The organism is Prosthecobacter sp. (assembly GCF_020439865.1).
Taxonomy (GTDB): domain Bacteria; phylum Verrucomicrobiota; class Verrucomicrobiia; order Verrucomicrobiales; family Verrucomicrobiaceae; genus Prosthecobacter.
The window spans coordinates 1-21906 of the sequence record NZ_JAGRPF010000116.1 but is presented as its reverse complement, the minus strand read 5'-3'; the positions used below and the strand labels follow the sequence as shown (position 1 = coordinate 21906).

Below are 21906 nucleotides of genomic sequence, written 5' to 3'. Positions count from 1 at the left end.
ACGCCGCATGAAAAACCCCAAGCAGCCCGACCACCGCCACGAGATCGAAGCGATCTATGCCGAGCTGGAGCGACGTCCCCTGCCCCGCCAGTGCGGGATGCGCACCGGCTGCTGTCATTTCAGGCTCGCAGGCCACACGCCCATGCTCACCAAAGGCGAGGCGCTTTATGCAGCGCGGGGTGTCAGCGCCAGCGGACGCAAGGTGCTCAAACCCCATCCCGACGGCGCCTGCCCGCTTCTCGGACGTGACGGACGCTGCACGATCTATGCCCACCGCCCCTTTGGCTGTCGCACACACTTCTGCGCCGAGGCCGGCGGCATGTACCCGCGCAAACATGTGGCCGATCTCATCCAACGCCTCGAATCACTCGATGAGCGACTTGGCGGAAACGGTTCGCGCCCGCTCGAAGCTGCCGTGAGTTCTGCGCTCGCGGAAATGTAGAATCAGGGAGCCGCGCAGTCGCGAGCCAGCTTCTGACTGGCCTCGGACAGCTTCGCCAGCGGATAGGCCACCTCGGCGGCGTTCAGTGGCATCTTCAGCACCACGTTTTCGCCGTCCAGACGGACAAAACCCGCCTTGATGGTCTTCCCCTCGGCATTCGTCCAGCTCATGATCGGCGGCAGCACTTTTTTCGCCGGAGCGGCGGTCATTTTCGGAGCCCCGCTGTCAAAGCTCGCGCCCTCGGAGATCCACTCTGTGATCTTCTTGATGTCGCTGCTGGAGAGCTGGTCCTTCGGCGGCATGTGGTTCTTGCCGTCGTTGATCATGATCTCGAGGAAATGGCTCTCCGCCGGCTTGCCGGGCCGAATCTGCGCCACGTCGTTGTCGGCGATGTCCAGCTTGAAGGTCTCCAGGTCATCGAACACAAAGCCGGCCTTCTTCTTCCCCGTCTTCACGCTGTGGCACTCATAGCAGTTCTTCTCCAAAATCGGCTGAATGTCCCTTTTGAAGTCCGCCGCAAACCCGGCGGAAACCGGAAGGAGAGAAATGAGCAGGATGGGACGAAGCAGGGACATGGGCGCGCGTTTGAGGTCAGCAAGAACGTGCCACCCCGCTTTTCCTTAGCCAGCTTCTTTTTTCCGTGGCATGAGACCCCATGCCCGAGCATCGCACCGTCACCGCAGCCGCAGAACTCCTGCCCTTTCTCTTTGAGAACTGGCCGGACACGAAGCGTACGCGCATCAAGCAGTGGCTCAAGTTCGGCAGCGTCCGCGTCAATGATCACGCCGTGACCCGCCACGACCACGCCCTCAAGCCCGGCGACAAGATCGCCATCCGGGTCGAACGCGCCCCCCGTGTGAAAGCGGCCCCCATGCCCGCCGGACTCCGCATCGTACATGAAGACGAGGCCATTATCGTCCTCGAAAAAGGCGCCGGCTGGCTCACCGTCGCGCTCGATTCCGGCCGGGGCCGCACCGCCTACTCCGCCCTCACGGATCACGTCCGCGCCACCGACGCACGCAACCGCGTCTGGATCGTCCACCGCCTCGACCGCGACACCTCCGGCCTCATCGTCTTTGCCAAGACCCAGCCCTACAAGCGCATCCTGCAGCAGAACTGGCACAAGTTTGACAAGACCTACCTCGCCGTCGTCGAAGGTGTCATCAAACGTGACTCCGGCACGCTGCGCTGCCATCTCAACGAGGAATTCTCCCTCCGCGTCCGCAGCGTCCCGCCGGGCGACGACACCCGCGAGGCCGTCACCCATTTCAAGGTCCTCAAACGCACGCACCACAACACACTCGTCGAACTCAAGCTCGAAACCGGCCGCCGCCATCAGATCCGCGTCCACCTCTCCGACATGGGCCACCCCATCGTCGGCGACAAAGCCTACGGCGCCGTCACCGATCCTGCCCGCCGCCTCGCCCTCCACGCCAGCGAACTCCGTTTTGTCCATCCGGCGACCGAGGAAAAAATGTTCTTCGAGCTGCCGCTGCCGGGCGTTTTAATGAAGCTCGTCCAATAACCATCTGCATGAAATACACGCTGTTCCTCGTCGCTTTTGCCACCCTCGCCCAGGCCGCCGACTGGCCGATCTGGCGCGGACCAAACCATGATGGCATCTCCCCGGAGAAACTAGCAGGCACGGAGGTGAAGAAGCTCTGGGAGGCGCAGATAGGCATCGGCTTCGCATCGTTCACTGTCGCCGACGGCCGCGTTTACACGACGGGTCATGCCGATGACAAGGACACCGTGTTTTGCTTCGACGCGACGAGCGGCAAGCAGATCTGGAAGCACGACTACGCCGCCGATCTGGGCGACAAATACTACGAAGGCGGCACGTCCGCTACGCCGACGATCGAAGGCGGCAAAGCTTATCATCTCAGCCGCTGGGGCGATGTGTTTTGCTTCGATGCGGCCACCGGCAAGATCGTGTGGCAGAAGAACATCCAGAAGGAAACCGGCACCGACATTCCCGACTGGGGCTTTGCCGGATCGCCGCTCGTCGATGGAGAGAAGCTGATCCTGAACGTTGGCAAAGGAGGCACGGCGCTCGACAAGGCCACGGGGAAGACGCTTTGGACCTCCGAGAAGAACAGCTCCGGCTACTGCACGCCGTATCCGATCACCGTGAATGGCAAGGCGCAGGTCGTGCTGAGTTCGGGACGCGCCTACAAGGGCGTCGATCCCGCCAATGGCACGGTGTTGTGGGAGCACACCTGGTCCACCAGCTACGGCGTCAACGCCGCCGATCCGATCCTGAGCGGCACGCAGCTCTTCATCTCCTCCGGTTACAACAAGGGCTGCGCCGTGCTCGACCTCGCCTCCGCCGAACCGGCCGAAGTCTGGCGCAGCCGCGTGATGCGCAACCAGTTCAACTCCAGCGTGCTCATCGAAGGCAACCTCTACGGCAGCGACGGCGATGAAAGCAAATCGTCCTCGCTCAAGTGCATCGACTTCGCCACCGGCACGGAGAAATGGAGCGACGCCGGAACCGGCTTCTGCTCGCTGATGGCCGCCGATGGCAAACTCATCATCATGACGGCCAAAGGCGAACTGATCATCGCGAAGGCGAATCCGGCCAAACTGGAGCCCATCTCCCGCACTCCCGTGCTCAAAGGCCGCTGCTGGACGGCCCCCGTGCTGGCCAACGGCCGGATCTACGTACGCAATGCCGCAGGCGACATGGCCTGCCTGAGCGTCAATTGACCTCATCAATACAACCTCGGCTTTTATCGATTCGAGGAATGGCGTCAGGATGAGCACCGTTGCGTCATGCAACAGCTCATCATCGACAAGCCCTACCGTTTCATCCCCTCCCGCAACAGTCGCTTTTGGAGTGCGCTGGTCCATCTCTGGCTGCCAGGACATCTGCAAAAGACCCATGGCATCGAGTCCAGTGAATGCCTCGGCGCAGAGCGGTTGCGCGACTCGTTGAACGCAGGTCACGGCGTCCTGCTGGCGGCAAATCACTGCCGCCCCTGCGATCCGATGGTGATCGGCCAGGCGATACGACCGCATGTGCGCTGCGATTTCAGCACGATGGCGAGCTGGCACATTTTCCATCAAAGCCGCGTGCAGTCCTTTCTGCTGCCGCGCATGGGCGGCTTCAGCATGTTCCGCGAAGGCATGGACCGCGAATCGCTGAATCATGCCACGCAGATCCTCGGCGAGGCCCGACGTCCGCTGGTGGTGTTTCCCGAAGGATTCATCACACGCAGCAATGATCACTTGGCGAACCTCATGGACGGCGTGGCATTCATGGCGCGACTGGGTGCCAAGATGGCCACGAAGATCGACCCGAAACGCAAGGTGGTGATCCATCCGACCTTCCTCCGATACTTCTTCGAGGGTGATCTCGAGTCCACCCTGCGTCCGGTTCTCAAAGACATCGAAACCAAACTCACCTGGCAGCCGCAAACGCATCTTCCCGTGCGCGAACGCATCGCGAAACTGGGTGAAGCGCTGCTCTACCTCAAAGAGATCGAGTATCTAGGCGCGACCCGCAGCGGATCGCTCGCAGAACGGGTCGGAACACTGATCGACCATCTGCTCTCACCGCTGGAACAGCGATGGTTGAAAGCGCCGCGTAACGGCAAGGACACGATGGAGCGCATCAAGACACTGCGCACGGCCATCATGCCTGATCTGCTCGATGAAACCATTTCCGAAGCCGACAAAGCCGCGCGCTGGCGTCACATGGCCGATCTCTATCTCGTGCAGCAACTGCACTGTTATCCCGGCAGCTATCTCGACACCTCGGAGGCGCCGGAACGCCTGCTGGAAACCGTGGAGCGCTTTGAAGAAGACCTCACCGACGTGGCACGGCCGCATGCGCCGATGCGCGCGGTCGTGATGATCGGCGAGGCGATCGAAGTCTCCCCCGAACGTCCGCGCGGCCTGCCCGCCGACCCTGTCACGCTCGAAATCCGTCAGCGCCTCGAAGCGCTCATGACCGAATCCCTCACCCATCGCCGCTCATGAACCTCACACCCATCCTTATTCGTGCAGGTGTCGTCATCCTCGCCCTCGTCGCCTGGCATTGGACACAGGCCCTCATCGCCCGCAAAAGCACGCCGCGTCACGGCCTGGGCGATCTCATTCACGATCTCACCACCCACTGGCACGGCTGGTTGAGTCAAAACGATCGTGCGGCAAACCGGCTGCTCATCGTGAGCTCGTTCTTCATCGATGCGCTCGCGCTTTCAGTCATCGCACTCGCGGTGTTTGGCGGCAGCTTTGCACCGTTCATCGCCCTGCTGATCCTGTTTGGCATGCGGCAGCTCTCTCAGGCCATCTGCACCCTGCCGCCGCCTCCGGGCATGATCTGGCGGCATCCCGGCTGTCCGTCACTGCTGGTGACTTACGAGGTGGGAAATGACTTTTTCTTCTCCGGCCACACGGCGATGGCGGTGCTCGGCGCCTTGGAAATCGCGCACGTCGGCCCGTTGTGGCTTGGCATTGTCGTGGCCGTGATCGCCGTGGGTGAAATGACCACCGTCCTGGTGCTACGAGCGCATTACACGCTGGACGTGATCGCCGGAGCTGCGGTGGCCTTCTTTGCCTATCAAGTCGCGGGAAACATCTCGCCCGCGGTGGATGCGTGGCTCCACTGATGGCTTCGTTGCTTCGTCATCTGCAGCGGAAAGAGGAACGGGCTGAAAACTTCCCGCGAAGGCTTTCCACATCCAGTCTCAGCGCCTCTTCGACTCGCGCTCGCGCATCTTGCGCTCGTAACCGGCATTGACGAAATCCTTGTCACGCGCACGCAGCAGCGCGTCGTCGAGCGAGATGAAGCCGTGGATCGCGAGGTGCGTTACGCTGTCATCGATCGTGTGCATGCCGTCGGCGGCACCAATCTGGATCAGGCTGGGCAGCTGGGGAAAGCGGCGGGAGCGGATGCAGGAGGCGATGCCCTGATTGTTCACCATGATCTCGGAGGCCATCACGCGTCCATCCTGGTCCTGGCGCCGCATCAAGTTCTGGCAGATCACTCCTTTGAGCGAGTTGGCGAGCTGTGAGGCCACAAAGTCCTGCTGGTCTTCAGGAAATGCATCGAGCACCCGCATGACGGTCGAGGGAGCATCCTGAGTGTGCAGGGTGCTGATGACGAGATGACCGGTCTCGGCCGCGGTCAGAGCGGTCTGGATGGTTTCGAGATCGCGCAGCTCGCTGACGACGATCACATTTGCGTCCTGCCGCAGGGCGCTGCGCAAGGCCTGTGCAAAGGAGTGCGTGTCGGTGCCCACCTGGCGCTGGCGCACGAGGCCGGTCGAGTGTTTGAAAACGTACTCGATGGGATCTTCAATGCTGACGATGTTCACCTGGCGCTCGCGTGAGATGTGCTGGGTCATCGAACTGAGCGTGGTGGTCTTGCCGGAATTGCTGGTGCCGGTGACGAGGATCAGTCCGTCACGGAGGTTGCAAAGGGTTTCCACCGTGGGTCCGTGGCCCAGATCTCGCAGTTCGGGAATCTGTTCGGGAATGAAGCGGAAGGATGCCTCGATCTGGCCGACCACGTAGCAGGCGTTGCCACGAAAGCGTCCGAGGTTTTCCACCTGAATGGCGAAGTCCAGCTCCCAGTCCTGTTCCAGCCTGGCGCGCTGCGTTTCTTTCAAGGCGCCAAAGACGAGGTCGCGGATGTCAGTGGGATCCAGCACATCCTCCGTGAGCGGCTGAAGCTGGCCGAAGATGCGTCCGGTGGGCGGTGCGCCCACACTGAGATGCAGGTCCGAACCTCCCTGATTGATGACCATGGAGAGGTATTCGATGAGATCGTGGGAGCGCATGGTGAGGAAAGGTTATGAGATGCCACGAGCGGCGCGGCGGAATTCAGCTTCGCTGCCGGCGGCGCCAACGGCCTCCGCTTCGGAGATGATTCCGGCCTGGAATGCGGTCACGATGGAATGGAGGAAGGTACGGGTGTTGGGATCACTGCCGCGGTTCATGTAGTCCACGATCTCCGACACGCTGCGTTTTGCGATCCAGTCACGCACGGCGCCACCGTTTTCCAGATGCTCGGCCAGCAGGAAGAGTTTTCCCTGCACGTTCGGAACGAGCTTCTGGCACAGCACACCGATCAACTGATGCGAAAGCAGATGCAGACCGATGCCCATCTGCTCCGGCGGGAACATGTTCACGAAGCGTTCCATCGTTTCGGAGACATTGGCCGAGTGCATCGAGGCGAGCACGAGGTGACCCGTTTCACAGGCCTGGAGCGCGGTCAGCGCCGTCTCGTAGTCGCGAATTTCCCCCACAAAAATCACATCCGGAGCCTGGCGCATGGCGCTGCGCAGACCGCGGGCAAAGTCGGGCGTGTCGCGTCCCACCTCGCGCTGGGTGAAGAGGCAGCGGTTGTTGGCAAAGATGTACTCGACCGGGTCTTCGATCGTCACCACATGACGCGCGATGTTTTCGTTCATCCACTGCAGCACGGCGGCCAGCGTGGTGGATTTGCCCTGGCCGGTGGAGCCGGTGACGAGGATCATGCCGTTCTGCCGCTGCGCCCAGCGCTGCAGCAGCCAGTCTGGAACGCCCAGTGAATTCAGCGCAGGTATGTCCGTGCGGATGCGGCGCAACACGGCGGCCATGCGGCCCAGCACCTTGTGCAGATTCACGCGAAAGCGCACGTGCGAGCGGGAGACGAGACCGGAGTCCTTGTCCGTGTCATGAAGAGTGTCGCCGCCGCAGGCCTGCCACAGTCCGGCCATCTGCGGCAGCAGCAGAGGCTCATCGCCAAAGATCATGAGCTGCTCATTGATCTTCATCCGCGGCACCTCGCCCTCCTGGAGAAAAACGTCGCTCGCCTTGTGTTCTTCAGCGGCTTGCAGGATGTCGTCGAGGGAGATGGCCATGGTGGTGAGGAAGCTAGCGGGAGCTTCTCACAGGCTCAAGCCCATGCTGAGTGTTTCGTTACGCAGATTCTTTGGCGTGATCGTCCTGCTCCAGCAGCCGGTGGCAGTACCACAGCATGCGCGGCAGGTGAAACGGCCCTTTCCATATGTTTCCCTTCAGCGTGACCGATGGAGAGCCGTCGCGGTGCAGATAGCCAAACCACTCGCCGTGCTCCGTGTCCGGAAAGTGCGCAAAACTCCAGTCATGCACCTGCTTGTGCCACTGCGCGTACTTCTCCTCGCCGGTGATGTGCCAGGCGAGGTGCGTGGCGATGACGGCCTCGTTGTGCGGCCACCAGAACTTCATGTCGTGCCAGTATTCCTGCACCGGTTTGTTAAAAACATCGCGGAAATAGAAAATGCCGCCATGCTCCGCATCCCAGCCGCGCTCCCACATGCAGTCCAGAATGTCGAGCCCGAGCCTGATGTAGCTCTTCTCCCCGCGCCAGCGGCCCTCGTGCAGGATGAACCACGCGCACTCTAGCGAGTGTCCAGGATTCAGCGTCCGTCCATCGAAGCCGTCGATGATCGATCCGTCGGGCGAGACGATCTCCATCAGCGCCCCGATGTCGGGTTTGAAAAAGAACTGCTGAATCTCCAGGATGAAACGGTCCACCCACTCCGAGCAGGTGTGGCCGGAGATCTTCACGTCACCTAGGTTCACCCGCAGCTCCTGCGCGGTCGCAATGCCGATCATCAACGCGCCAATGCCCATCATCGGCCGCGTGTTCGGCTCGATCTTCGGCTGCATCAGGCCTTTCTCGAACGAGTGCTTCAAATAAGTCGCGAAGTCCTTCTTCGCCCGCTCTGCATAGCTCTCATCTCCCGTTGCCTTCGCATAGGCCGCGTGTGCGATCGCCGCGAAGGCCTCGCTAAACACATAACGTCGCATGCGCAGCGGCCTGCCCTCGCGCGTGACCGTGAAGAACAGCTTTCCGTCCGTCGCATAACCATGCTTCTCCAAAAACGCCAGACACGATCCCGCCGCCTCGATCCAGTCGCTGCGTTTTTCCACAGTGTTGTAGAGCGTGGACAGCATCCACGCCGCGCGTCCCTGAAACCAGATGCTCTTGTCCGTGTCCAGAATCGAACCATCGCGATCCAGTGCGGTGATGATGCCGTCGTGTTCACGATCCATGCCGTGACGCATCCAAAACGGCATCACGTCATGGAGAAGCGTGTCGCGGTAGAGCGCATTCAGCTTATGGCGGTAATCGGGATCGGCAAGGTTGTCAGGCATGCGCCCATTCTGGCCGGTCTGCCTCAAACGTCACGCGTTCCTTCGACAAAGGGTGATTGAATGCGATGCGCAGGGCATGCAGGCACAGCGGGCGATCACCCACGGCGAGGGTTTGCGTCTCTCCCACGTCGCCACCGGGCAAATAGGCCGGATCACCGACAATAGGGAAGCCGAGATGCCAGAGATGGATGCGAATCTGATTCGTGCGGCCGGTGATCGGTCGTGCTTCGAGCAGCGCGGTGCCGTCGGCATCGCGTTGAAGCACGCGGAACTCGGTCTTCGCCTCCTTGCCGCCTTCTTCGACGGCACGGCCGCCGAGTTTGCCGGCTTCGGCACTCACCGGTGCGTCGCAGGTGAATTCATCCTGCTGCGGATGTCCCTGCACGCGGGCGAGATACACTTTTTCGACTTCACCACGCTCAAACTGCGGCTGCACAAGGCGCGCGAAGTGTTGCGTCTTGCACAGCACCATGACGCCCGTCGTGTTCGCATCGAGACGATGCACGGTACGCGGACGCAGCGGATGCCAGACGATGTCGAGGATGTATTGCAGCGTGTTGCGGTTGAAGCGTCCGCCGACATGCACGGGTAGTGGTGCGGGTTTGTTCAGCACGAGGACGGCCTCGTCTTCAAACAGCACCCGAATGTCGGGGTTCACGTCGGGCTCACGCATGGCAGGAGTGTGATGAAGGTAGTGCTCGCCCGCGCGCACGATGTGATCTGCGGAAACGGGGTTGCCATCCTTGTCGGTGAGACGGCCGTTTTGCGCGGTTTGCAGCCACACTTCGCGACCGATGTGCGGCATGACGTGATCGAAGGCATCGACGACTGTCTTTTGATCGCACGCGGCAGGAATGTGCAGCGGACGTTCGTGATCATACGGCACGCTGCCCGGCAGCGGAGTCGTGGCGGCACGGATGGCAGCGTGGCGTTTCTCGATCTGCTCGCGATGCTGCTCCTCGGTGGTTTTGAAGCAGTAAGGGCAGGAAACATGCTCGACGTAGCGCGGGTCCGCCTGCTCCTCCGCCGTGAGCGGCGTCTGGCAGGCGAAACATTGCGACGATGCAGTCTCATGCAGACCGGGATCGACGCCGACACGCTGGTCGAAGACAAACAGCTCACCGTCGTAGTGCGCACTACCGCATTCTTCGAAGTACTTCAAAATGCCGCCTTCAAGCTGCCACACATGCTCGAAGCCCTCGCGCTCCATGAACGGCGCCGCTTTCTCACAACGAATGCCGCCTGTGCAGAAAGAGACTACCTCGGCCTTCTTCATTTCAGGCGGCAGTTGACGCACGGCGTTCGGGAAGTCGCGGAAGTGATCGATTCCGGCCACCACCGCACCTTTGAAGGTGCCGAGCTTTACCTCGTAGTCGTTGCGCGTGTCGTAGAGCACCACGGGGCGGCCTTCGTCGAGCCACTGCTTCAGCACCTTCGGTTCGAGGCGCGGCGAGGTGTACTTTGCAGGCTCGATGCCATCCACGCCGAACGCAATGATCTCCTTCTTGATGCGCACCAGCATGCGCCGGAACGGCTGCTCAGCGCTCTCGCTATATTTGGGTTTCAGCCCTTCGAGGCCGGGAACACCGCGCAGTTCGTCCACGAGCGCGTCCACGTTCTCCCGTGCACCGGCGATGAACATGTTGATGCCTTCCGTGCTCAGCAGGATCGTCCCTTTCAGCCCCCAGCCCTTGCAGAGCTCCAGCAAACGGGCGCGCAGTTCCTTCAAACCAGAAAGCTCGGCGAATTGATAGCAGGAGATGTTCGTGATGACTGCGGTGGCTGGCATGGGCGGAGGAAAAAGCACATGAATCCGTGCGCTGCGAATGCAATTCGTCACCCTTCTTTGTCGTTCGACCGTCATGCGCCTCATTCTCACCGCTCTCTTTGCCGTCACCCTCGTTCAAGCCCAGCAGCCTGCCGCCCCCAAGCCGCCGAAGCCGAAGGCCTACACCGACCCCGCCCAGACCGACGCAGATTTTCCGATTCAGGGCGAGTACACCGGCCAGCTCGACGACAAGACGTTCGGAGTACAAATCTGGGCGCAGGGAGGCGGGAAGTTTGAGGCCGTGAGTTTTCCGGGCGGTCTTCCGGGTGCCGGATGGGACGGTGATCGTGAAAAGGTGACGCGCACCGTTGGAGAGCGTGCGGAAGGTGGCAAGGCCGCGCATTTCACGGCCAAAGACGGTTCCATCGAGGCCGACGCGGACGGCCAAAGCATTTTGGTGAACAACGCCGATGGCGTGCGTGTGATGGAACTCAATCGCAGTGACCGCAGTTCGCCGACGCTCGGCGCGTTGCCGCCAGAAAACGCGGTGGTGCTCTTCGATGGGAAAGGCGTGAACCGTTTTCCGAAGTCGCGCGTGGATGAGACCATCGGCGCTTTGGAGCAGGGCATCACCAGCGAGGACACGTTTGGCGATTGCAGTCTGCATGTGGAGTTTTTGCTGCCCTACATGCCCGATGCGCGTGGTCAGGGCCGCGGCAACAGCGGCCTTTACCTTCAAGGACGCTACGAGGTTCAGATGCTGGACAGCTTTGCTCTCGAAGGGAAGGACAACGAATGCGGCGGCCTCTATAAAATCGCGGCGCCGAAGGTGAACATGTGTCTGCCACCGCTGACCTGGCAGACCTACGATGTCGATTTCACGGCCGCGAAATACGACGGCGAAGGCAAGAAGACCGTGAACGCGAAAATAACGGTCAAACACAACGGCGTGACCATTCACGAGAACCAAGAATTGCCCGGGACGACCACGTCGGCACCCAAGAAGGAAGACAACACTCCCGGTCCGATCTACCTCCAGAACCATGGCAATCCGGTGCGCTATCGAAACATCTGGGTGGTGAGGAGGTAATAATCTTCCGGTTACTGCAACGGCAAAACTGTGAACAACCTCTCCGGTTGTGAATACAAGGGTCGCATTTTTTCGCGAATAATTATGGCAATCGGACTGGGAATCCTTTATTTAAGGCCTATTAACTACCCGGTCCCGGCCGCCTCCCGTGCTGGAAACTGTGTTCGCCTGTCATGCCCACTGCGAAAAAAGGCTCTTCAAAGTCCGCCAAGCGTCCTGCAAGGAAGCGCAAGGGCCAGGACACGCACGTCATCGACTACGAGCCGGAGTCTCCGGTCATCCGTGAACATGAAGCAGTCGAGCGTCGCCGTCGCGGTTTCCGCACGGCCATGTGGCTGATCGCGGCGATGATCGTCATCGGCGTCGGCTGGGTGACGTGGCATGAGGCTTTGGAGAAGAACTCGCAGTTCCTGCTGAAGACGGTCGTCGTGAACACCGAAGGCACGCTGACCCGCCAGCAGATTGTTTCCGCCACAGGTCTTACCGAGGACACCAACCTGCTCACGATGAACCTGCGTGAGGTGCGTGCGAAGATTGAGCGGCTGCCGCAGGTGAAATCGGCGGTCATTCATCGCGACTACCACGGAATGCTCACGCTCGATGTGGTGCAGCGTCTGCCGGTCGCGTGGATTGAATGCCCCAAACACAAGCTTCTCGGCCCCCTCACGGGAAAAGGATGCCTGATCGATGCTGAGGGTGCGCTGGTGCCCTGCGATGTGATCACCAAGGATTACCTCGCGATGCCGCGGATTCAGTTTCCAGAACTCAGCGAGGCGGTTCCTGGCAGGCCTTCGAAGGACCTGCAGGTGCATGCCGCATTGCGCTTGATGGAAAAGCTTCAAAGCCGCGCCGCAGAAGGGCAGGTGGCGCTCGAGGTGATTGAGATTCCCAATCCGTGGTCGCTGGTGGCTCACTTCAATGGTGACGCGAAGATCACCTTTGGTGTCGATGATCTTGACCCCCAGCTCGCACGTTTCGACCGCTTCATGCATGAGGCGCGTGAGCGCAAATGGCGCGTGGCCACGCTCAATCTGATTTCTCGCATCAACACCCCCGCCACTTTTCATGAAACACCGGATGTCACCGGGCTGACTCTGGCGGACGTCGCCTCCTCCCCACCCGCACGCTGAACCCCATGGCCAAGAGCACGATCTACGCAGGACTCGAAATCGGAACGCACAAGATCTGCGTTGTCGTTGGTGAGGCGAAGCGCGATGGCGCCATCAAGATTCTCGGCGTGGGCCAGGCCCCGTCGCGCGGTGTGCGCAAAGGCGAAATCGTTGATTTTGAAAAAGTGCAGACCTGCGTGAACGATGCGCTCGTGCGTGCGGAGGACCGCAGCGACGTGATGATCCGTAATGTCTTCCTCGGCGTCACCGGCGCACACATTGAGAGCCTGAACAACCGCGGCCGTCATCGGTTGCCGGATGACCAGACCGAGATCACCGAGGACGATGTTGAAGAGGCGAAGGAGATCGCACGCAGCGTCTCGATCCCTCAGTCCAACGTATTCCTGCACAGTGTCACGCGTCAGTACATCGTCGATGGCCAGGAAGCTGTGCGACAGCCGATCGGACGCGAAGGCCGTGTGCTGGAGGCGGATTATCACATCATTCACGGCGTCCGTGGTCGTGTACAGAATGCGATCCGCTGCGTTCGCGAGATCCCTCTCGAAGTGGAGGACGTGGTGTTCAATCCCGTGGCCGCCGCGCAGGTCGTGCTGACCCGTGAGGCGAAACTGCAGGGCGCGCTCATGATTGATTTTGGCGCGGGCACCTGTGACTACGTCCTTTATGAGGACGGCATGATCACCGCCTCTGGCTGCGTGCCGCTCGGAGGTGATCACATCACCAACGACGTCTCGATGGCGCTTCAGATTCCGAACGGCCGCGCCGAGCGTCTCAAGGTCGAGGAAGGCAGCGTCTTGTATGACGAAGTGCCGGAAGGCGAGATGCTCAGCATCGAGGACGACACCGGCCTGATTCTCGGCGAGGTCGAGCGCGCCTTTTTGAATGAGGTGATGAATCTCCGCACCAAGGAAATCCTTACCCAGGTGCGTGTGCGAATCGAAGATCACCTCGGCCGACTGGGCGCCGGCGTTTTTCTCACTGGCGGTGTCAGTCTGATGAAAGGCGTTGACGTGGTGGCCAGAGAAGTGTTTGGGATCAAGGTCACCCGCGCAGGTTCCGCTCCCGTCAGCGGAATCACCGCCACTTTCGAGAATCCACAGTATTCTGCTCCGATCGGTCTCATTCGATATGCGCAAATTCTGGACAGTGAGAAGCCCTTTCTCTCCCCATTGAAACGACTCGGCAGACGCATGCAGGAACTTCTTTCTTCCGTCACTCTTTAACGCAGCACTCCATCCAAACTCAACCATCCCACCATTATGGTAGAATACGACCGCACCCAGTCTCCCGAAGGCGCCGATAACAGCGCGCCTCGTATCTGCATCGTCGGTGTCGGCGGCGCAGGTTCTAATGTTGTCGATCGAATCACTTTGGATCGCATCGTGGATGCCACCCTGGTCTGCGCTCACACGGATGTGCGAGTGCTCGGCCATTCGATGGCGCCGCACAAAATCCAGCTGGGAGCCGAGCTCATGAAAGGCATCGGCGCCGGAGGAGATCCGGACCTCGGACGCGAAGCCGCTCTTTTCTCTCGCGAACAGGTGCGCGAGGCGGTCGAAGGCCATGACATCATCTTCATCAGCGCCGGTTTGGGAGGCGGCACCGGCAGCGGTGCGGCTCCCGTCATCGCCGAGATTGCCAAGAACACCGGTGCCCTAGTTTTGGTCGTCGCCACCATGCCCTTCAGTTTTGAAGGCCGTCGCCGTCTCGCCCAGGCCGAGGAAGCGCTCGAACTGCTCCAGAAACGCGCGGACGCTCTGGTGCTGTTCGAGAACAACCGCATGGGAGAACTCATTCTGCCCAAGGACGGCATTCAGAAGGCCTTCAACCAGGCTGATCAGCTCATCGCGCAGAGCCTGCGCGCCGTTTCCACCATCACCACCACTCCCGGTCTGGTGAAGCTCGGTCTCGATGATCTCACCTCCGCACTCGCCAACGCCAACGGTCGCTGCCTGTTTGGTTTCGGCGAAGCCCGTGGTCAGAACCGCGGTGTCGAAGCGCTCAAGAAGGCACTCAAGAGCCCGCTCATCGACTCCGGCCGTCTCCTGCATCAGACAAAGAATCTTCTCGTTCATGTCGCAGGTGGCGAATCGCTCACGCTCGTCGAAGTTGAAGGAGTCATGAAGCAACTGGGCCGCCATGTGCCCGACCAGACCCACATTCTCTTCGGCCTCGGTGTCGATGCAAAGCTTGGTGACTCGATTGCCGTCACTCTCATCAGTTCGCTGGGGCTCAACCAGCTCAACGCCCACGCCGCTGCGGCACCGCCTTCTGAAATGCTCCAGCCACGTGCCGAAGCACCCACACCGGCTCCGAAACGCGAAGCTCCTCCCATCAAGAAAGCGCCATCTCCCTATGCTCCACCGGTAGAAGCGTCCGCAGACCTGCTCTTCAAGTCCGAGGAAATCGCGACCATCACCGCTGAGGCACCTTCTTCCATGATCGAAGATCAGACGGTGGAACAGGAGCCTGAAGTTGAGGAGCAGCCAGTGCTTGCTCAGGAAGAGCCTGTTGCCGAAGAGCCGTCCGCACCCGTGGTTGAGTCCATCCCCGAAACCGCTCGCATTCCAGTGCGCACTCCGATGGCCAAGGAACTTGCTGATGCCGCCCGCACCGGCAAGGAATCCACCCTCGCCTCCGTCGTTGCACGCAGCGTCACCTTGCAGACCGAGGTCGCTCCGGCGCAGGACGATCTTATTTCCTTCGACGAGCCCCAGCAGCAGTCCGCGACGACGATCAACGCCACCACCATCATTGCACGCAAGTCCGGTTCGGACGCCCAGCAGACCTTCAGCCTCGGCGAGGAAGACCGCGGACGCTTCAAAGACACCGAGCCCTCCATCGTTCAGGGCGAAGATCTCGACGTGCCGACCTGGATGCGTTTGAAGAAGAAGCTGCGCCGGTAAGTCCTGAAGCGGCGTCCGCCGCCGTTTTCGTGAGGTGTTTTCCATGAGTGAGGACGAAGACCCGCCCGCTGGCGAAGCGTCCGGCTGGCCGGACAAGCGTCGCTTGGAAGCCTCCGAAGGATGGCTCGCGCTGTGCAACTGGCGGGAGGCGAAAGCCGAGCTGGACAAGATCACCGACGAGAAAATCCGGACCCATCCGGATGTAGTGAAAGCTTACTTGGACGTGTGGGAGGTCTCAGACAATCGCGAGGAGATGGCTCGCTGCCTGGAGGTGCTGATTCTCCACGAACCAGACGAGATAGGTCACAGGTTGCGCTTAAACGCCATGCTGCTGTTTCTGGGCCGCTTTGATGAAGCACACAGGCGCATTGAGGAGGATCTAAAGGTGCATCCGAATCATCCGGCGCTTCTTTTCAAACTGGCGGTAACTTTGTGCATGTTGAGGAAGCTCGAGGAGGCGGAGTGGACACTGGTGATCCTGTTTACCTTGGAGGAAGGCAAGTATGAGCGGGTCTATCTCGACATGGCACTCGGCTGGGAAGGGATGGAGCCTCTGCGGCACAAGCTGCAGGAATGGAAGCGTGAACTTGACCTGAAATCCGGTGGTGACTCACAGCCGGAAGTCACGGACTGATCTGGCCCGGCACTTGCACCTCTGGTCTCTCACCGCTGCATGAAGGAGCTCAACTGTTCGGCCTCGGCGGCAGAAAGGCGGTGGTTGCCGGCCCACACAAGCGAGTCGTGCAACCCTCGGTGACCCAGCAAAACAAGACGAAAACGTGGTTCCTCCACATAAAACTCATCCTGACGGAACAACCACCAGGCACCCTCGTCACTGTCGGGATCCCAATAGACAAAAATGTAGCACAGCCAGCGCTCCCACCACGAACGTCGGGCGAAATTATTGTCGAACATGCCGAATGGCTTCTCTCCGGATGTCTCGGGCAGGACTTCATGAATGGCAGGCACTGAGATCATCTCCTGAACGGTCACGACAATGAGTGCGAATTTTTCTTCGCGGTGCAGCACGCGATTGAACGCGACATGGAGGAGATGACTGCTGTAGATCTCCTCCGGGCAATGATCCCACCCGTAAATCAAACTGAAGGAAGGCTGGAAGAGAAACCAAAAATGCCCGATCTCTTTAGCGATGAACGGATGGTGCACACACGCAACGTAACTTTTCCCCGCTTCGGGTGTGGCATTGAAAAACGGAGGCTGCACAGCGGCAACACGTAGTCTGCGTGCGCTCCACCGGGAGCTGAGCCACCCGAACTTTGCAAGCCAGCCAGATTCTCTCGTCACTTCCACCCGTTCAGGTTCATCCCATTCCTCCAACAGCCTGATGCAGGAACTGTCGTAGCCGCACAGCTTCGCCCACGCAGACAAGTCGTCGAGGCGTGGTGTACACGGCTGCTCGCGGCAGGCCTGGCATTCAAACAGAATTCCGTCTTCACTTGTGCTTTCGGATTTCAAATTCACGGGAGTGTTCTGGTCTGAGCGGGCGCACACCGGAGCTGCGGCGGACAAAAATGTTGGAACCCAACATGAACAACAGCAGTCCGGCACCCGCCGCATACGGCGCCCAGCGGGAAGCTTCGACAAGCCAGCCGAACTGGGATGCAAGCCACACCAAACCGGCGGCCAGCATGACAAGCGGGCCGAGGCGCATCAGAAGGCGTGCAAAGGACATCATGGGAGGCATCAAGTCAGTCGCTGTTTCCCCAGGTCAGGACGCCATTCTCCTCTGACAGCCCGGGCCATAGATAACCGTTCGAGCTGATGGTGACCCAAATCCAGGCCTCACAGGAATCCGCCAGTTTTTTCCGGTCCACGCGAACCGTTGTGCTCACAAAGGCAAGTTCGGCCAGTATTTCGTCTACAGTGCTGGCGGTTTCGTCATCGATGGCGTCGTAACAATGCCCACACCACTTGGGTCCGGTGAAATGAGCATCGAGCTTCTCACTCATGCTTCCTGGCAGCGGAACGAACACACCTTCGATCTCGGGATGCCGGCATGCGTAGCCACCAACTTGGTTGGTATAAGTCACGCCGCTCTTGCAGGCTATGATCAACCCGGGAAGGTCATTGTCCCAGAGATCGATGGTGAAGCGAGGCTGGCTCATCTGGAATCTCCTTGTTGTTTCGGACGCGGCAATTCAACCAAATGCCTTGAAGCAATCCATGGATCGATCAGACGACGGACGTTTTCAAACTCATCCTTGTTGAAAAGGGGACTGTCACGCAAATAAGAAAAGAACGAGCGAGGGCAAGCCGGGACGCAGAGCCCATCCCGGGATGATTGAGCGATCAAAACGCCAGGTCCCTACCGGCAAAGCAAACGGCAAATCTGCATCAGAGCCGGTGAAACCGCGCGCGGATTGCGTTTGTTCCTGCCATGAATGCGTTTTCCCGCCGCCGCCTGCTCCAGTCCATTCCGCTCGCCACTCTCGCGAGCAGCTTTCACATCCACGTTCGCTCGCAGGAGGCGAAGAAGTCCTGGATCACCGGGAACCCGTCCATCGACAAGCCACGCGAGGTGGCGATCAACCTGCTGAAACCCACGCAGGCGCAGATCGAACACGCGTGGGAGCTTCATTTCGGCAGCGTCGTGTTTGAGAGCTACGGCTTCGCGCCGCGCTGTGCGATCGATGCGGATGCAATGAACGAGGCGATCAAGGCGGGCGCGTCGGCAGGTGAAGTCGCGGATCTACGCGAATCCATGTCGATGAATCGCAACGCGACGAGCGAGCGTGAGCGGAAGGAGTTTCTCGACGCCTTCCACGCCGCCGGTGTGACCTGCATCTTCCAAAACACCGGCGAGGAAGGCAGCGATCCGATGCGACTGATCAAACGCCTAGCGCATTTCACCAAGGCGACGGATTTGATGAAACCTGCATTGTCCAAGGTCGTCACCGCCGACGAAATCGTGGCGCTGAAAAAGGCCGGCAATGTCGGCCTCTGCTTCACGACGAACGGTGTGCCGCTCATGCAGGACTGGGAAAGCGTGCGCGATGAACTGCGCTTCATCCGCATCTTCCACGAACTGGGCACGCGCATGATGCACGCCACTTACAACCGCCGCAATCCGATCGGTGACGGCGCGGGCGAGCCACACGACGGCGGCCTGAGCGACTTCGGCCACGCCGCCGTCGCAGAGATGAACAAGATCGGTGTCATCATCGATGTGGCACACAGCGGATGGAAAACGGCCTTCGACGCCGCCAAAGCGAGCGCCAAGCCGATGGTCGCCAGCCACACGACCTGCTGCGGCGTATATGAGCACTTCCGCGGCAAGCCGGACGACACCATCAGGGCGATCTGTGACACTGACGGCCTCGTCGGCATGTGCTGCATTCCCCGTTTCCTCGGCGGCAAAGGCGACATCACGGCACTGATGGATCACCTCGATCACGTCATCAGAAAATTTGGTGCCAAACATGCCGCCATCGGTTGCGACACCGCCTACATCTCCCGCTTTGACAAAGAAGAACGCTCCAAGCTCCTCAAAGCCCCCGGCGGCCCGGCGGATCGCTGGGAACACCTCTGGCCGAAGGACGACTACCGCACCTCCATCGAGGCCGAGCAGAGCGTCGCCTGGTCCAACTGGCCGCTTTTCACCCTCGGCATGATCATGCGCGGCCATAGTGATGACGCCATCCGCCAAGTCATCGGCGGCAACATGTTGCGCGTGCTGAAAGCGAATCAGGTGTGACCTTTTTGCGGTTTCGAAGGCGCGTTTTGCCGTTTGCAAGGTGGTCCGATCCCTGCGCGTTTGGTTTTTGGAGGCAGTTGATGTAGGATCACGCTTCCGAACCCCCACATGACCCTGCGTTTCCAGTTTCCCTTCTTTGTTTTGGGCGGCCTTGCCGTTGCGTGCTCGCATGCTTTTGCAGCGGAGACGTTCCCGCCCGATCAGATCGAGTTTTTTGAGAAAAACGTCCGCCCTGTGCTCGCCGAGCGCTGCCAGGAGTGCCATGGCGCACACAAGCATCAAAACGGCCTGCGTCTCGACTCGCGTGATGCGGTGATCCGCGGCAGCGACTACGGTAAGGTCGTCGAACCGGGCAATCCGGGCGCGAGCAAACTCGTGAAGGCGATCAATCACGTCGCCGGTGTCGAGGCGATGCCCAAAAAAGGCGGCAAGCTTCCCGCGTCACAAATCGCGGCGCTGGAAAAATGGATCGGCATGGGCCTGCCATGGCCGGCCGAGGCTGCGATCGTGGATCACGCCGTGCCGAAGTCCGATCCGATGCAGCACTGGGCCTTCCAGCCGGTGAAAAAGCCTGCGCTGCCCTCCGGGTTCAGCGGCAATCCGATCGATGCGTTTGTCGGAGCGAAGCTCAAGGCCGCCGGTCTGGACTTCGCGGCTCCTGCCGATCTCGCCACGCTGGTGCGCCGTCTCTATGTGACCCTGACCGGCCTGCCGCCGACTTACGACGAACTGCAGAAGAATCGCGATCCCAAAACACTGGTGCCGGAACTGCTGGCGAAACCCGCGTATGGCGAGCGCTGGGCGCGCGCGTGGCTCGATGTGGTGCGTTACGCGGACACGAACGGCTATCAGGTGGCCGGGCGCAGCAATTACTACCCGTATGCCTACACGTATCGCGACTGGATCGTGAAGGCGCTCAACGAGGACATGCCGTATGACAAGTTCGTGAGTTATCAGCTCGCGGCGGATCGCCTCACGGCATCCACGCCGAACTCGCCGGATCTCGCCGCGCTCGGTTTCTACAACGTGGGCGAGCGATTCATCAACGACCGCGTGCTCATCACTGACGACCGCATCGACGTCATCGGCCGTGGCCTGCTCGGCCTCACGGTCGGCTGCGCCCGCTGCCATGATCACAAATTCGATCCGATCCCCAGCCGCGACTACTACGCGATGTACAGCATCCTCAACAGCAGCGAGGAGCCGGACGACACCGTGTTTCCGATCATCGGCAAGGCCCCAAACGAACAGGATGGAAAGGACTACGAGGCGAAGGTGGCGGAGATCAACAAGAAGGAGCTCGACTTCAAGCGCACGGTTTATGAGGACATCCGCAAGCCTGAACGCCTCGCCGAGTATCTCACGTTTGCGCAGGAGGCTGTCGGTATTGCAGATTCGAGCGCGTTTCGTGGCAAGGCCGGCCAGCTCAAGCTGCGCGACAAGGTGGCGGGTCAGTGGCGTGACTTTTTAAAGCGCTACGCGCTCAATGCGAAACCGCACGCCGCCATGGTCGCCTGGAAGCGCTTTGCCGATCTGCCGGCGGGCGAATTCGCCGCGAAGGCGGTCGCCGTCGCGCAGGAACTCGCGAAACCTGAAAGCGGATGTTCTCCGGAGGTTGCGGCCACGTTTGCCAAGGCACCACCGAAGTCGATGAAGGATGTCGCGGCGACGTATGCGCAGATCATTCTCTCGAACCCGAGCGAGCCGGTTCGCCAGCTCATGCAGGACAAGCTCTCGCCCATGTCGGTTCCGGTCGAGGATGCGAACACCTTCTTCACACGCAAGGATCTCGACACGGTCGTCAAACTGGGCAACGATCGCACCAAGCTCGACAGCACGCATCCCGGCGCGCCGCCACGTGCGATGGTCATGCTCGACAAGCCGAAGCCCAGCGACGTGCGCGTCTTCGTGCGCGGCAATCCCGCGCGCCAAGGCGATCCTGCGCCGCGTGCGTGGCTGACGATGTTCGGCGGAGAGAAGTTCACCGATGGCAGCGGTCGCCTCGAACTCGCGAAGCACATCGCCAGCAAGGACAACCCGCTCACCGCGCGTATCATCGTCAACCGCGTGTGGATGCAGCATTTCGGCAAGCCGCTCGTTTCGCAGCCGAGCGACTTCGGCGTGCAGACGCCAAAGCCGGTGCAGGCGGAACTGCTCGACTACCTCGCCGCGACCTTCATGGAAAACGGCTGGAGCTTGAAGAAGCTGCACACGCTCATCCTCACCAGCCGCACCTATCAGCAGAGCAGCCATGCCACGCCTGACAAGCTCACCAAGGATGCCGAGAACGACTTGCTCAGCCGCTTCAACCGCCAGCGCCTCGACTATGAGACAATGCGCGACGCCCTGCTCGCCGCGACCGGCGAACTGAACACCGCGAAGCATGGCGGACGTGCGGTCGAATTGAACGCGAAGGACGCCGACACCTTCCGCACGGTCTATTTGAAGGTGGATCGTTACGACCAGGCCAGCGTGCCTGCGATGTTTGACTTCGCGAATCCGGACAGCCACAGCCCGCAGCGTTTCAACACCACCGTGCCGCAACAGGCGCTGTTCCTGATGAACAGTCCCTTCATGCGCGCCCGCGCCGATGCCATCGCCAAGGAGACGCCGCTAAACGGCACCACGCTCGATTCCGAGGCCGTTCGCGCGCTGTATCATCGCGTTCTCGCCCGCGATCCGAAGCCGGACGAAGTCGATCTCGCCCAGCGCTTCGCCGCGG

20 protein-coding genes are annotated in these 21906 nt (G+C 60.6%); 12 read left to right on the top strand and 8 right to left on the bottom strand.

The window, feature by feature from the left end; translation table 11 throughout:
- The first annotated feature begins 7 nt into the window (after window positions 1-7).
- Window positions 8-442, top strand: coding sequence for a YkgJ family cysteine cluster protein (locus KDL09_RS14110; RefSeq protein ID WP_294386246.1), 435 nt, complete (start codon window positions 8-10; stop codon window positions 440-442).
- A gap of 2 nt (window positions 443-444) precedes the next feature.
- Here KDL09_RS14110 and KDL09_RS14105 read toward each other — a convergent pair whose 3' ends face one another.
- Window positions 445-1017: a c-type cytochrome domain-containing protein gene (locus tag KDL09_RS14105; protein WP_294386243.1), complete on the bottom strand. Its 573-nt coding sequence runs from the start codon at window positions 1015-1017 to the stop codon at window positions 445-447.
- 80 nt (window positions 1018-1097) lie between these two features.
- On the opposite strand from KDL09_RS14105, the gene KDL09_RS14100 reads away from it, so the two are divergent.
- From KDL09_RS14100 to KDL09_RS14085, 4 genes are all read left to right on the top strand, one after another.
- A complete protein-coding gene (locus tag KDL09_RS14100) occupies window positions 1098-1967 on the top strand; it encodes an RluA family pseudouridine synthase (protein WP_294386241.1) in 870 nt (289 codons plus the stop codon).
- Between the two features lie 8 nt (window positions 1968-1975).
- Window positions 1976-3151 (top strand): PQQ-binding-like beta-propeller repeat protein, encoded by a 1176-nt coding sequence (locus KDL09_RS14095; RefSeq protein ID WP_294386238.1) that lies wholly within the window; start codon window positions 1976-1978, stop codon window positions 3149-3151.
- Between the two features lie 66 nt (window positions 3152-3217).
- Entirely contained in the window at window positions 3218-4426 is a 1209-nt protein-coding gene (locus KDL09_RS14090) for a 1-acyl-sn-glycerol-3-phosphate acyltransferase (protein WP_294386234.1), read from the top strand.
- Window positions 4423-5058, top strand: coding sequence for a phosphatase PAP2-related protein (locus KDL09_RS14085; RefSeq protein WP_294386232.1), 636 nt, complete (start codon window positions 4423-4425; stop codon window positions 5056-5058). Before KDL09_RS14090 ends, KDL09_RS14085 begins: the two co-directional genes overlap by 4 nt.
- A gap of 78 nt (window positions 5059-5136) precedes the next feature.
- Here the strand turns inward: KDL09_RS14085 and KDL09_RS14080 are convergent, their stop codons facing one another.
- The 4 genes from KDL09_RS14080 to KDL09_RS14065 are packed head-to-tail and all read right to left on the bottom strand — an operon-like array spanning window position 5137 to window position 10364.
- Window positions 5137-6231: a PilT/PilU family type 4a pilus ATPase gene (locus tag KDL09_RS14080; protein WP_294386230.1), complete on the bottom strand. Its 1095-nt coding sequence runs from the start codon at window positions 6229-6231 to the stop codon at window positions 5137-5139.
- Window positions 6232-6243: 12 nt separating this feature from the next.
- Window positions 6244-7296: an ATPase, T2SS/T4P/T4SS family gene (locus KDL09_RS14075; RefSeq protein WP_294386228.1), complete on the bottom strand. Its 1053-nt coding sequence runs from the start codon at window positions 7294-7296 to the stop codon at window positions 6244-6246.
- A gap of 58 nt (window positions 7297-7354) precedes the next feature.
- A complete protein-coding gene (locus tag KDL09_RS14070; RefSeq protein WP_294386226.1) occupies window positions 7355-8575 on the bottom strand; it encodes an AGE family epimerase/isomerase in 1221 nt (406 codons plus the stop codon).
- On the bottom strand, window positions 8568-10364 hold the full coding sequence (locus KDL09_RS14065) for an RluA family pseudouridine synthase (protein ID WP_294386224.1): 1797 nt from the start codon (window positions 10362-10364) through the stop codon (window positions 8568-8570). The genes KDL09_RS14070 and KDL09_RS14065 overlap by 8 nt, the downstream gene beginning before the upstream one ends.
- 73 nt (window positions 10365-10437) lie before the next feature.
- On the opposite strand from KDL09_RS14065, the gene KDL09_RS14060 reads away from it, so the two are divergent.
- From KDL09_RS14060 to KDL09_RS14040, 5 genes are all read left to right on the top strand, one after another.
- Window positions 10438-11433: a DUF1080 domain-containing protein gene (locus KDL09_RS14060; RefSeq protein WP_294386222.1), complete on the top strand. Its 996-nt coding sequence runs from the start codon at window positions 10438-10440 to the stop codon at window positions 11431-11433.
- A 173-nt stretch (window positions 11434-11606) separates the two neighbouring features.
- Window positions 11607-12563, top strand: a complete 957-nt coding sequence (locus KDL09_RS14055; protein WP_294386220.1) for an FtsQ-type POTRA domain-containing protein — start codon at window positions 11607-11609, stop codon at window positions 12561-12563.
- Between the two features lie 5 nt (window positions 12564-12568).
- Window positions 12569-13786, top strand: coding sequence for a cell division protein FtsA (ftsA, locus tag KDL09_RS14050; RefSeq protein ID WP_294386218.1), 1218 nt, complete (start codon window positions 12569-12571; stop codon window positions 13784-13786).
- Window positions 13787-13822: 36 nt separating this feature from the next.
- The gene (locus KDL09_RS14045) at window positions 13823-15469 is read left to right on the top strand and encodes a hypothetical protein (protein ID WP_294386216.1); all 1647 of its coding nucleotides are present in this window, start codon (window positions 13823-13825) and stop codon (window positions 15467-15469) included.
- Window positions 15470-15572: 103 nt separating this feature from the next.
- Window positions 15573-16103 carry a hypothetical protein gene (locus KDL09_RS14040; protein WP_294386212.1) on the top strand — a complete coding sequence of 177 codons (531 nt, stop codon included), beginning with the start codon at window positions 15573-15575 and terminating at the stop codon, window positions 16101-16103.
- Between the two features lie 29 nt (window positions 16104-16132).
- On the opposite strand, the gene KDL09_RS14035 is transcribed toward KDL09_RS14040, so the two are convergent.
- Genes KDL09_RS14035 through KDL09_RS14025 form a run of 3 tightly spaced genes read right to left on the bottom strand, consistent with a single transcriptional unit; the run spans window position 16133 to window position 17595 of the window.
- Window positions 16133-16951, bottom strand: coding sequence for a hypothetical protein (locus KDL09_RS14035; protein ID WP_294386209.1), 819 nt, complete (start codon window positions 16949-16951; stop codon window positions 16133-16135).
- Window positions 16923-17165, bottom strand: a complete 243-nt coding sequence (locus KDL09_RS14030) for a hypothetical protein (RefSeq protein WP_294386207.1) — start codon at window positions 17163-17165, stop codon at window positions 16923-16925. Before KDL09_RS14030 ends, KDL09_RS14035 begins: the two co-directional genes overlap by 29 nt.
- 13 nt (window positions 17166-17178) lie before the next feature.
- A complete protein-coding gene (locus KDL09_RS14025) occupies window positions 17179-17595 on the bottom strand; it encodes a DUF6210 family protein (RefSeq protein WP_294386205.1) in 417 nt (138 codons plus the stop codon).
- A 272-nt stretch (window positions 17596-17867) separates the two neighbouring features.
- Here KDL09_RS14025 and KDL09_RS14020 point away from each other — a divergent pair, with 272 nt between their 5' ends.
- Entirely contained in the window at window positions 17868-19184 is a 1317-nt protein-coding gene (locus tag KDL09_RS14020; RefSeq protein WP_294386202.1) for a membrane dipeptidase, read from the top strand.
- Between the two features lie 108 nt (window positions 19185-19292).
- On the top strand, window positions 19293-21906 hold a 2614-nt coding region (locus KDL09_RS14015; RefSeq protein ID WP_294386199.1), incomplete at its 3' end, for a PSD1 and planctomycete cytochrome C domain-containing protein.